This window comes from Pseudomonas sp. GW823-FHT03E05 (assembly GCF_058796855.1).
This window is the reverse complement of sequence record NZ_JBXAJB010000002.1, coordinates 140,701-152,914: the sequence shown is the minus strand read 5'-3', so window position 1 is coordinate 152,914 and position 12,214 is coordinate 140,701. Positions and strand designations below refer to the sequence as shown.

Sequence of the window (12,214 nt, the reverse complement as noted above, 5' to 3'; positions counted from 1 at the left end):
CACCAATATTGCTTTCCAGTGCCTGCGCCCCCGGTAAATCGCACAGACGCCGTATTATTGGCGTACAGGTTGAGGGGGTAGCAGGCCATTGAAGACGATGCTGTTCACATTTGAGAGACGCACATGAAGGCAGTAATTCTGGCGGGGGGATTAGGAACTCGCATCAGTGAGGAATCCCACCTCAAGCCCAAGCCGATGATCGAGATTGGTGGCAAGCCAATCATCTGGCACATCATGAAAATCTACTCTCACTACGGCATCAACGACTTTGTGGTCTGCCTGGGCTACAAGGGGTACATCATCAAGGAGTACTTCGCCAACTACTTTCTGCACATGTCGGATGTGACCTTCGACATGGCGGAAAACAGCATGCATATACACCAGCGCCATGCTGAACCCTGGCGTGTGACTCTGGTAGACACTGGAGAAACTACCGGCACCGGCGGACGCTTGAAGCGGGTACGCGACTACCTCGGGGGAGAGAGCTTCTGCTTCACCTATGGCGATGGTGTTTCGAACGTAAATATTCCCGAACTGATCGCCTTCCACCGCCAGCACGGCAAACTTGCCACTGTGACCACTGTTCAGCCTCCAGGTCGCTTCGGCGCCATGGAGCTGGAAGGCTCCTGCGTACGTGGTTTTCAGGAAAAGCCTCAGGGCGATGGGGGGTGGATCAATGGCGGATTCTTCGTCCTGGAGCCGGGTGCGCTTGATTACATCGAAGACTATTCAACCACTTGGGAATACGAACCCATGCGCAACCTGGCCCGTGAGGGGCAGTTGATGAGCTATCTGCATCGTGGTTTCTGGCAGCCGATGGACACCCTGCGCGACCGAGTTCTGTTGGAAGAGCGTTGGAGCGGTGGGCAGGCTGAATGGAAACTCTGGAGTTGAAAGGGTTCTGGTCGGGCAAGAAGGTCTTCCTTACCGGGCATACAGGCTTCAAGGGCGGCTGGCTGGCGCTTTGGTTGCGTGAGCTGGGTGCGCAGGTGCAGGGTTATGCCTTGCCCGCGGTGACCACGCCATCGTTATGGCAGGACGCGGGGTTGGATCGCCTGATCGCTGGCGACCTGGCAGATATCCGCGATCTGGCCACCGTCACCCGGGCGGTACAGGCCTTTGCTCCGGACGTGGTGTTTCACTTGGCGGCGCAACCTCTGGTCCGTGAGTCCTACCGTGCTCCGGTGGACACCTACGCCGTCAACGTCATGGGCACGGTCAACTTGTTGGAAGCAGTACGCCAGTGCCCTGGGGTGCGCGCGGTGGTCGTGGTCACCACTGATAAGTGTTACGAAAACCGTGAATGGGTGCTGCCCTATCGCGAGTACGACGCCCTTGGCGGTTTCGACCCCTACAGCAATAGCAAGGCCTGCGTGGAGCTGCTCTGCGCCTCCTATCGCGACTCCTTCCTGCAGGCTTCGGGAGCGGCCCTGGCCACGGCCCGGGCGGGCAATGTCGTGGGCGGTGGCGACTGGTCGCCGGACCGCCTGGTGCCGGATATTTTTCGTGCTTGGCAGCACAACGAAGAAGTGGTCTTGCGCTATCCCCAGGCCACTCGTCCCTGGCAGCACGCTCTTGAACCACTGAAGGGTTATTTGATGCTGGCCAAGGCTTTGTTCGAAAACGGCGAGCAGTATGCCGGTGCCTGGAACTTTGGTCCTGATAGCCACAATGTGGCCACGGTCCAGAGCATTGTCAGCCAGCTCGCCGAGTTGTGGCCCACACCTGTGCGCTGGGCTATCGAGCCGGGGGCTCAACCCCATGAAGCCAGCCTGCTGGCGCTGGACTCGAACAAGGCGCAAACGGAACTGGGCTGGACCCCGCGCTGGTCTCTGGCAACCACATTGGAGCAGACCCTGGCCTGGAACCTCGCCTGGCAACATGGCGAAGACATGCACACCTTTACCCGCAAGCAGATCGCGGACTATCAAGGCGATACCCATGAGTGAAAGTACTTCGCAGCAGTTACGCCAACAAATTGTCGAGTTGGTTGGGCGTTATGCGCAGTTGCAGATGGCTCCACAAGTGTTCGTGGCTGGCCAGAGCGCCGTGCCGCCTGCGGGCAAGGTGATCGGTGCCGGCGAGTTGCAGTCGATGACCGAAGCGGTACTGGATGGCTGGCTGACCACCGGGCGCTTCAACGATGCCTTTGAGAAACGCTTGGCCAAGTACCTCGGTCGGCGTTGTGTACTGACCACCAACTCAGGCTCGTCAGCGAACCTGCTGGCCTTTTCGGCGTTGACCTCGCCGCGCCTGGGCGACCGCGCGATAAAGCCGGGTGACGAAGTGATCGGGGTCGCTGCGGGTTTCCCCACCACAGTCAACCCGATCCTGCAATTCGGTGCAGTGCCGGTATTCGTCGACGTCGAACTGGCCACCTACAACATCGATCCAGCCAAGATCGAGGCGGCCATCAGCCCCAAGACCAAGGCCATCATGCTCGCCCACACTTTGGGCAATCCCTATGACCTGAGTGTGGTTCGAGCCCTGTGCGACAAGTACAAGCTGTGGCTGATCGAAGACTGCTGCGATGCCCTGGGTTCAACCTACAAAGGGCAGTTGGTGGGCACCTTTGGTGATATCGGAACACTGAGCTTCTACCCGGCGCACCACATCACCATGGGCGAGGGCGGGGCGGTGTTCACCAACAATCCGTTGCTCAAGCGGATCATGGAGTCCTTCCGCGACTGGGGGCGTGATTGCTATTGCGCACCCGGCCAGGACAACACCTGCAAGCAGCGTTTCTGCAAGCAGATGGGAGAGTTGCCAGAGGGATACGACCACAAATACACCTACTCGCACCTGGGCTACAACCTCAAGATCACTGATATGCAGGCTGCCTGCGCCTTGGCGCAGATGGATCGGGTGGATGATTTCACCAAGGCGCGCAAACGCAATTTCCAGTGGCTGCGCGAACGTTTGGCCAGCTGTACCGACTTCCTGATCCTGCCCGAGGCTACCGCTGATAGCGATCCGTCCTGGTTCGGTTTTCCACTGACCTTGCGCGATGGTTGCGGGATCAAACGGGTCGAACTGTTGCAGTATCTGGATAGCCAGAACGTCGGCACGCGGTTGCTGTTCGCCGGTAACTTGGTACGCCAACCCTACATGCTCGGGCGCAACTTTCGCGTCAGCGGCGAGCTGACCGTGACCGACAAGGTCATGAACGACACTTTCTGGATCGGCGTCTGGCCGGGCCTGGGCGAGGAACATCTGGCGCATGCGGCACGCTGTCTCGAACACTTCTTCGGGCTGGATCGCTGATGCGTGCCTATATCCTCTGTGGCGGCTTTGGCACACGTCTTAGCAGCGTACTGCAAGGATCGCAAAAGGCCGTGGTCGATGTGCACGGCCGGCCATTTCTGGAGCTGGTACTGCAACAGTTGAAGCTGGCCGGGCTCAGCGAAGCCGTATTGTGCGCCCATTACCGTGCAGATCAGTTGGACGAGCTGTTGCCGGCACTTGCGGCGCAGAGTGGTCTGAAGTTGCAGTTGGTGGTCGAAGAGCAACCCATGGGTACGGGAGGTGCAATATTGCATGCGCTGCACGAGGTGCGGGCTGAGGAGCGCTATCTGGTGCTCAACGCCGATACGTACCTTGATCAGCAGGCTTACCGCCTGGCCCTTGGTTCGGCAACGGACTGTGTACTTGGAGTGATGGTCGAGGACCGTACGCGCTATGGCAGCCTCGCCTGCACGCAGGATCTGCGCCTGCTGGCCCTGAATGAGAAGGGCGTGTCCGGGCCAGGCCTAGTGAATGCGGGAGTGTACGGTTTCTCCGCCAACGCCCTGAGTGAGTTTGAGCGGCAGGCCTGTTCCATGGAGCAGTTGATCCTGCCGCAACTGATCGAGCTGCAACGGTTGCAAGTGATCCAGTACAGCGGGCCATTCATTGATATTGGAACACCCGACGCGTTGAGTGCTTTCAAGTCGCGTGTGCAAGAGGTCGGGAAACCATGAGCCAATTGGTTAAAACCCAGACGATCTATACCCACCAGACCATCCTCGAGGCCGTCGAGTGCATCGAGTCGGGGGACTTGCAGATTGTCTTTGTGGTCGATAACGGCTACCGCCTGGTTGGCGTGCTGACAAACGGTGACTTGCGCCGTTATCTGTTGCAGGGCGGCGCCACTACCGTGCCGGTCACCGAGTGCATGAACACTCAATACCGATCGGTAAAGGTGGGTGCTGCTCGGGAGGAAATGCTCAAGATCTTCGACCTCAGCTACAACGCAATTCCGGTGGTGGATGCTCAGGGGCTGCTGGTGGACGTGGTCACTCCGGCGTTGCTGGCCGCCAACCAGGAGGTGCCGGTGCTGGCCAGGGCGCGAGCCCCGGTGCGTATGAGCTTCAGTGGTGGCGGCTCGGACCTTACTTACTACTTTGTTGAAAACCCGGCGGCGGTGCTCAGTTGCACGGTGGGTCTTTATTCCCACGCTACCCTCATTCCGCGTACGGATGAGGTCATCCGGATTTTCTCCGAAGATCTGGATACCGAAGAGCAATACGAGTCGGTGGACGCGTTGCAGGCCCATGCCGGCAAGGGGTTGCTGGCGACCATTGTGTCGGTGATCAAGCCCAGCTATGGCTTGGACTTGCATGTGCGTTCTGATTTTCCAGTGGGCTCAGGCCTGGGGGGCTCTTCGGCAGTGGCGACGGCAGTGATCGCTGCCTTCAACGAGCTGCGCCGCGATCGCTGGAGCACCTATGAAGTTGCCGAACTGGCTTTTCAGTCCGAGCGTCTGTGCTTTGGTATTGCCGGTGGCTGGCAGGATCAGTACGCCTCAGCCTTTGGCGGTTTCAACCTGATCGAGTTCAAGGAGGGGCGCAACCTGGTGCACCCGATTCGCCTTGACGATTCGATCTGCAACGAGCTTGAAGAGTGCCTGGTGCTCTGTGATACGCGGATTTCCCACGACTCCGGCAAGCTGCATGTACAGCAGCGTGAAGAAATGGAAAGCAAGCAGGCCCAAGGGTTGCTGCTGACCGAGAGCGTATCGCTGTGCCGGCAAATGCATCACCACCTGATTCGCGGCGAGTTGCTGGATTTCGGCCGCAGCCTGCATCAAGGCTGGATGCTCAAGCGACAATTTTCCCGGGCCGTCAGTGATGGCGTCCTCGATCAGATCTATGAATGCGCGCTAAGCGCCGGTGCCTTGGGCGGGAAACTGCTGGGGGCCGGAGGCGGCGGGTTCTTCCTGTTCTATGTACAGCCCCAGCATCGGCATGCGGTCGTTGAAAAGGTCCGCGAGCTGGGCTGTCGCACCACTGATTTCCGATTCGAATCCAACGGTGTCACTTCCTGGCGGACCAAAATTCAATGAATGAGCAAGTTTTCAGCATCGATGGCATGGTCATCGGTGGCGACCGGACCTTTGTGATTGCCGAAGTGGGCAACAACCACAACGGTTCCCTGGCACTGGCCAAGCAATTGGTGGATGCCTCGATCAAGGCCGGCGCCGACTGTGTGAAGTTCCAGCTGCGCAATCGCGAGGCGCTTTACCGGCGCAAGGCTGACGGTTCAAGAGCCGAGGACCTGGGGGTGGAATACATCCAGGACTTGCTGGATAAGGTCGAACTGAATGTGGACGAGCATCGACAGATCCGCGCCTACTGTGCGGAAAAAGGTATCAGTTACATCTGCACCCCCTGGGATGAACCCAGTGTCGATGTGTTGGCCGGTTTCGATGTTCCGGCATTGAAGATCGCCTCCGCCGATCTGTGCAATCCGTACCTGATCGCCAAGGCCGCGACCCTGGGCAAGCCGCTGATTCTCTCCACCGGGATGTCCCTGGAGCATGAGATCGAGCGCGCCATCATGCAGTTACGTGGCTTGGGCGTGCCCTTCGCCTTGCTGCATTGCAACAGTACCTATCCGGCTCCCGAGAGCGATATTCAGCTCGGCTACCTGGCCCGTCTGCGCGAACTGCACGGGCTGATCGGGTATTCCGGCCACGAGCGCGGGACGGCCATCAGCATCGCAGCAGTCGCTCTGGGGGCCAAGCTGATCGAGCGGCACATCACTCTAGATCGTGGCATGGAAGGCCCGGATCATCTGGCCAGCCTTGAACCCCAGGAGTTCCGCCAATTGGTGGAGGGGATCCGGCAGTTGGAGAAGGCGTTGCCATGGACCGGTCCAGGCCGCCATGCCAGCCAGGGTGAGTTGCTCAATCGCGAGAACCTCGGCAAGAGCGTGATCGCTGCGCGGGCCATCGCTTCCGGGGAAACCTTCACCCAGGACATGTTGCGAGTAGCCAGCCCGGGTCAGGGCCTGGCGCCATACCGATTGATCGACCTGCTGGGCAGGCCGGCCGGGCGGAGCATCGCCCAGGGCGACTTTCTTTTCGACAGCGATCTGACCGAGCAGGCCGAAGTTCGCCGAGAGTTCTCCATGCCCATCCTCTGGGGCGTGCCGGTTCGTTATCACGACTTTCTGCAGTATGAGCAGTGGATCAAGCCGGACCTGTTCGAGTTCCACCTGTCCTACCGCGACTTGAGCGTGGCGCCACAGGCGTACTTGCGTCAGGTGGAGTGCTCGCGCTTGGTGGTGCATGCCCCGGAGCTGTTCGAGAACAGTGAACTGCTGGACCTGGTGGCCGATGACCTGGAATATCGCCAGCGTTCGATCGTCAATCTGCAGCGGGTAGTGGATGCCACCTTGCAGATTGCCGAGTACTTCCCCAATGCCGACTCGCTGCTGATCGTTGCCAACATCGGCGGGTTCTCCGCAGATGAGCCGTTTCCCATCGCTCATCGGGCCGAACTGTACCGGCGTTTCCAGGAATCCTGTGCTCAGGTGGACTTCGGTCGCACCGAACTGATTCCGCAGAACATGGCGCCGTTCCCCTGGCACTTTGGCGGGCAGCGCCACCAGAACATTTTCATGATGCCCGACGAGCTGGCCGAGCAGGCCAAGGTCCTTGGCCTGCGCCTGTGCCTCGACCTGTCGCATTTGCAGATGGCCTGCTTCCACTTCGGCCTGGACTTCCAGTCCGCGCTGGCGCTGCTGCTGCCGCATTCGGCGCACTTGCATGTGGCGGATGCCAAAGGGGCCAATGGCGAGGGCGTGATCATGGGCACCGGCGATGTGGACTGGCCGGCAACCTGGGCTCAGCTCAAGTGGTATCCAGCCGTGAGTTTCATCCCTGAGGTCTGGCAGGGGCATAAGGATCATGGCGCCGGTTTCTGGTCGGCGCTGGAGTTTCTCAACACATTGAATTGAGCCGAGTGCTCCGCGAACGGGATGGAGTTTCAACGATGAGTAACACAATACGCGTAGCTGATTACATCATGAATCGGCTGGCGGAGCTGGGCATCAAGCAGGTGTTCTTCCTGCCGGGCGGTGGCGCCATGCATTTGAATGACGCGCTGGGACGCCATCCCGACCTGGAGCCTATCCTTTGCCTTCAGGAGCAGGCATGCGGAATCGCCGCCGAGGCCGCTGGCAAGTTGACCGGTGGCGCGAGTGCCTGCATGACGACCTGCGGGCCGGGTGCGACCAACGCCGTTACGGCCACCCTTGGCGCGTGGCTGGACTCCACCCCGGTGTTCTTCATTTCCGGGCAAGTCAAAACTGCCGACCTGAAGGCCGGTACCGGCTTGCGCATGCTGGGCGTGCAGGAGGCCGATATCGTGTCCATGGTCTCCTCGATCACCAAGCGGGCGGTGACGCTCACCGATCCTGAAGCGGTCGCCGAGGTTTTCGACGAGCTGGAGTACGCCGCGTTCAACGGTCGTCGCGGGCCGGTCTGGCTGGATGTGCCCCTTGACGTGCAAGCCGCGCAAGTCGATCCCCAGGCGTTGCGTCGGGCAACACTGCCCGCGCCCGTCGCCGCGCCTGACATCAGCGCGGCAGTCGCCCGTACCCTGGAACTGCTCAAGACCGCCAAGCGTCCAGGCATCATCGCCGGTAGCGGTATTCGCATGGCCGGGGCCATCGATGCCTTCAATGCGCTGGTCGAAAGCGCAGGTGTGCCGATCATGCCGACGTGGCTGGCCATGGATGTGATTGAAGACGAGCACCCGCTCTACGGCGGACGCCCGGGTTCGATCGCGCCGCGCTGGGCCAACTTCACTCTGCAGAATTGCGACCTGCTGATTGTGCTGGGCTCGCGCCTGGACATGGCGTTGACCGCTTACAACCATGCACATTTCGCCCCCTTCGCCAAGAAAGTGGTGGTTGACATCGACGCGGCGGAAATTGCCAAGCTGCAGATGCCGATCGAGGTGCCGGTGGTGGCGGACGTCAAGCCGTTCATCGAGGCATTGGTCGCTGGTGTCGCCGCCGAGCCTCTCCCGGACTATTCGGCGTGGCTCGCGCAGATCGCCCAATGGCGCCAACGTTATCCGCTGCTGCAGCCCGAGCACGCCGACGACAGCCAGGGTGTGAGCATGTACCACTTCACCGATCGGCTGTCCGAGTTGCTAGGCGAGGGCGATGTGATCGCGCCTTGCAGTTCGGGGTTCGCCGCAGAGCTGTTCCTGCTGAGCCTGCGGATGAAGAAACACCAGCGCTGCTTCCATAACCGCGGGACTGGCTCCATGGGCTTCGGTGTGCCATCGGCCATCGGCGCTTGCCTGGCCTCGGGCCGTCGGCAGACGATCTGTGTGGAAGGCGACGGCGGCCTGCAAATGAACGTGCAGGAGCTGGCGACCCTGGCCGCGCAGCGCCTGCCGGTCAAATGCTTTGTGGTCAACAATCAGGGCTACGCGTCCATTCGCACCTCGCAGAGCGCGCACTTCAAGTTGCTGGTGGGTGCCGACGCCGAAAGTGGCTTGCAACTGCCGAACTTGCGTCAGCTGGCCGAGGCCTATGGCGTGGGTTATGCCTTGATCGAGGGGCACGCCAACCTCGACGCCCGCCTGCGCGAAGTGCTCGACCGCGAAGGCCCGGTGGTCTGTGAGGTGATGGTCCAGGTTGAAGAGCCGCGCATCCCGCGGGTGATGACCCGTATCAACGCCCAGGGCAAGCCTGAATCGGGTGCCCTGGAGGATCTGTATCCCTTCCTTTCGCGTGAAGAATTCGCCCAGAACTGGCCCCTGGACGCGCAAGGAGCATGAGCATGAATGTACTCGATAGATTCCGGCTCGATGGCCAGGTCGCCCTGGTGACCGGCGCATCTCGCGGGATCGGCGCGGCCATTGCCAACGGCCTGGGCGAGGCCGGTGCCATCGTCTACGGCATTGGTCGCTCGGCTGAGATGGAGGCGCCTGGCGCCTTCCAGTATCGACAGTGCGACGCGCGCGAGGCCGTCGAGGTGAAGGCGCTGTTGGCCGAAATCGCCGAGCGCCATGGTCGTTTCGACATTCTGGTGAATGCCGCGGGCATTACCTTGCCGGGCAACACGGATGCCGATCCGATGGTCAGCTTCCAGCGCACCCTGGAATTGAACCTGACGGCGGCCTACGCCTGCTGCCTCGCGGCCGTGCCTCACATGCAGCGCAACGGGCGTGGGTCGATTATCAACGTCACCAGCATTGGCGCCGGGCTGGGTTTTCCCGGCAACCCCGGTTATGTCGCGTCCAAGGGCGGGCTGGCGGCGATGACCCGCGCATTGGCGCTCGACCTGGGCGGCCAGGGCATCCGGGTGAACAACATCGTACCGGGCTATGTGCATACGGCGATGACTCACGGTAGCTACAGCGATCCGGAGCTGAACGCGGCTCGCGCCGGGCGCACGATGCTCGGACGCTGGGGCCGCGTCGAGGAGCTGGCAGGCGCGGCGGTGTTTCTCGCCTCGCCCGCCAGCAGCTATGTCACGGGCACCGATCTGCATGTCGACGGCGGCTGGTCGGCCAAGGGGTTGTGATGGAAATCGGCTTTATGCAAGGGCGCCTGTGCGAGCGGGTGGATGGAAAGATCCAGGCGTTTCCCTGGGGCGACTGGGCCTCGGAGTTCGAGGTCGCACAAGGCCTCGGCGTGCGCTTGATGGAGTGGACCCTGGATCAGGAGCGGTTGTACGAAAACCCGCTGATGACCGAGGCCGGACGCCAGCGCATCAACCAGTTGAGCCAGGCCCATGGGGTGCGGGTCTTTTCGCTGACCGGCGATTGCTTTATGCAGGCGCCTTTCTACAAGGCCCAGGGTGCGGAGCGTGCCAGCCTGCTACAGGACCTGGAGGCGATTCTGGATGCCGCCCAGAGCGTCGGCATCGTCTATGTGCTGATCCCGCTGGTCGATAACGGCTCGCTGACCAGCCCTGAAGAGGAAGCGGCCTTGCTCGAAGGCCTGCTACCGCTGCGCGAACGCTTGGTCGAGGGCGGCTTGAAGATCGTGTTCGAGTCCGATTTCTCCGCCGAGCGCCTGGCGCGTTTCATCGCCCGTTTTCCCGCCGATGCCTTCGGTATCAACTACGACATCGGCAACAGCGCCGCCTTGGGCTATTGCGCGACGGAAGAAATCGCCGCTTATGGGGCGCGGATCGACAACGTGCATGTCAAAGATCGGGTTCTAGCCGGCACTACCGTGCCCCTGGGGACCGGCAACGCCGACTTCGAGCAGGTGTTTGCGGCACTGCACAGGACCGGCTATACCGGCCATTTCATCTTGCAGACCGCGCGTGCCGACGACGGCGACCATGCGGGGGCTATCGCTCGCTACCGCGACATGACCCAGGCTTGGTGGAACACCCATGAATCTTGAGCTTGGCGGCAAGGTGGCCCTGGTCACCGGTTCCTCTTCGGGCATCGGGCTGGCCATTGCCGGCCAGCTGGCCGAAGAGGGTTGCCAGGTGGTGCTCAATGGCCGTGACCCAGAGCGCCTGCGTGCGGCACAGGCCCAGCTGCCTGGCGCGCAATCGGTGCTTGCCGACGTGCGTGAGCCGTCAGCCTGCCAGGCGCTGATCGCCGAAGTCATGGCTGTTCACGGTCGGCTTGACATCCTGGTGTGCAATGTCGGCAGCGGCGCTTCCGTGCCGCCCGGCCAGGAGCATCCGAGCGAATGGCAGCGCGTGCTGGACATCAACCTGCACTCGACGACCAACGCCGTATGGGCGGCCACCGATGCATTGGCGGCCAGCAAGGGAAACGTCATCTGCATCTCTTCCATCTGCGGTATCGAGGCGCTCGGCTGCCCCGTGCCATACGCTGCCGCCAAGGCCGCCCTGGAAAGCTATGTGCGCAATAGCGCGCGGGCATTCGGGCGCCAGGGCGTGCGGATCAACAGCATCGCCCCGGGAAACATTCTGTTCGAGGGGTCGGTCTGGGACCGCAAGCTCAAGCAGGACCGCGGGGCGGTCGAGTCAATGCTGACCAGGGATGTGGCCCTGGGGTGCCTGGGCACGCCCGGCGATGTCGCACGGCTGGCAGCCTATCTGGCGTCGCCGCTGGCGGCGTTCATTACCGGGGCTACGTACGTGGTCGACGGAGGACAACTCAGATCATGAAAAACGCAACGTCCAACCTGTTCGACCTGAGCGGCCGGGTCGCGGTCATCACTGGCGGCGGCGGCATGCTGGGTTACCAGCATGCGGCAACGGTCGCCGATCTTGGCGGCATTGCGGTGCTGTTGGATATCAACCCCGAGGCCCTGGCGAGCAATCGTGCGCGGTTGCATGACGAGCTTGGCGTCGAGGCGCTGTGCCTGACGGTCGACATCACCGATGTCGACAGTGTGAGCGCTGCCTGCGCCACCGTTCTGGAGCGGCATGGCCGGGTCGACATCCTGATCAACAATGCCGCACGCAACCCAAAGGTCGAAGGCAACGATGGCAAGGAGTTCTCGCGGTTGGAGCACTTCCCCTGGGAGCAGTGGCGCCTGGATCTCGACGTCGGCCTGGGCGGCGCCTTCAATTGCGCCAAGGTCTTCGGTGCGCACATGGCCGGGCAGGGCGCTGGCGTGATCATCAATATCGCCTCGGACCTGGGTGTCATCGCCCCCGATCAGCGGCTGTACCGGGTCGAGGGCAAGGCCGCGGACGAGCAGCCGGTCAAGCCGGTGACTTATTCGGTGGTCAAGCACGGCCTGATCGGGCTGACCAAATACCTGGCCACATACTGGTGCGAGCAGGGCGTGCGCTGCAATGCCTTGTCGCCGGGCGGGGTATACGCCGGGCAGAACGATGTTTTCCTGGGCAAGCTCAGCCAGTTGATTCCCATGGGGCGCATGGCCCAAGTCGATGAGTATCGCGGGGCGCTGGCGTTCCTCTGTTCCGACGCATCAAGTTACATGAATGGTGCCAACCTTATTGTCGACGGTGGGCGCAGCACCTGGTGAC

11 protein-coding genes are annotated in these 12,214 nt (G+C 61.6%); all 11 read left to right on the top strand.

Annotated elements, in window-relative coordinates:
• Positions 1 to 123: 123 nt before the first annotated feature.
• Genes rfbF through AC1RCO_RS08315 form a run of 11 tightly spaced genes read left to right on the top strand, consistent with a single transcriptional unit; the run spans position 124 to position 12,213 of the window.
• Positions 124 to 894 (top strand): glucose-1-phosphate cytidylyltransferase, encoded by a 771-nt coding sequence (gene rfbF / locus AC1RCO_RS08365; protein ID WP_065363361.1) that lies wholly within the window; start codon positions 124 to 126, stop codon positions 892 to 894.
• A complete protein-coding gene (rfbG, locus tag AC1RCO_RS08360) occupies positions 876 to 1,949 on the top strand; it encodes a CDP-glucose 4,6-dehydratase (protein ID WP_065363362.1) in 1,074 nt (357 codons plus the stop codon). The genes rfbF and rfbG overlap by 19 nt, the downstream gene beginning before the upstream one ends.
• Entirely contained in the window at positions 1,942 to 3,264 is a 1,323-nt protein-coding gene (gene rfbH / locus AC1RCO_RS08355) for a lipopolysaccharide biosynthesis protein RfbH (RefSeq protein ID WP_065363363.1), read from the top strand. Before rfbG ends, rfbH begins: the two co-directional genes overlap by 8 nt.
• Positions 3,264 to 3,959 carry a sugar phosphate nucleotidyltransferase gene (locus AC1RCO_RS08350; RefSeq protein ID WP_065363364.1) on the top strand — a complete coding sequence of 232 codons (696 nt, stop codon included), beginning with the start codon at positions 3,264 to 3,266 and terminating at the stop codon, positions 3,957 to 3,959. Before rfbH ends, AC1RCO_RS08350 begins: the two co-directional genes overlap by 1 nt.
• Complete coding sequence (locus AC1RCO_RS08345; protein ID WP_065363365.1) at positions 3,956 to 5,323, top strand: GHMP family kinase ATP-binding protein; 1,368 nt, start codon at positions 3,956 to 3,958, stop codon at positions 5,321 to 5,323. Before AC1RCO_RS08350 ends, AC1RCO_RS08345 begins: the two co-directional genes overlap by 4 nt.
• On the top strand, positions 5,320 to 7,221 hold the full coding sequence (locus tag AC1RCO_RS08340) for an N-acetylneuraminate synthase family protein (RefSeq protein WP_492617628.1): 1,902 nt from the start codon (positions 5,320 to 5,322) through the stop codon (positions 7,219 to 7,221). The genes AC1RCO_RS08345 and AC1RCO_RS08340 overlap by 4 nt, the downstream gene beginning before the upstream one ends.
• 35 nt (positions 7,222 to 7,256) lie before the next feature.
• Entirely contained in the window at positions 7,257 to 9,059 is a 1,803-nt protein-coding gene (locus AC1RCO_RS08335; protein WP_073698922.1) for a thiamine pyrophosphate-binding protein, read from the top strand.
• 2 nt (positions 9,060 to 9,061) lie between these two features.
• A complete protein-coding gene (locus AC1RCO_RS08330) occupies positions 9,062 to 9,808 on the top strand; it encodes an SDR family NAD(P)-dependent oxidoreductase (protein ID WP_081305183.1) in 747 nt (248 codons plus the stop codon).
• Positions 9,808 to 10,641, top strand: a complete 834-nt coding sequence (locus tag AC1RCO_RS08325) for a sugar phosphate isomerase/epimerase family protein (protein WP_492617627.1) — start codon at positions 9,808 to 9,810, stop codon at positions 10,639 to 10,641. Before AC1RCO_RS08330 ends, AC1RCO_RS08325 begins: the two co-directional genes overlap by 1 nt.
• A complete protein-coding gene (locus AC1RCO_RS08320; protein WP_065363370.1) occupies positions 10,631 to 11,383 on the top strand; it encodes an SDR family NAD(P)-dependent oxidoreductase in 753 nt (250 codons plus the stop codon). Before AC1RCO_RS08325 ends, AC1RCO_RS08320 begins: the two co-directional genes overlap by 11 nt.
• Entirely contained in the window at positions 11,380 to 12,213 is an 834-nt protein-coding gene (locus AC1RCO_RS08315) for an SDR family oxidoreductase (RefSeq protein WP_065363371.1), read from the top strand. Before AC1RCO_RS08320 ends, AC1RCO_RS08315 begins: the two co-directional genes overlap by 4 nt.
• Position 12,214: the final 1 nt, after the last annotated feature.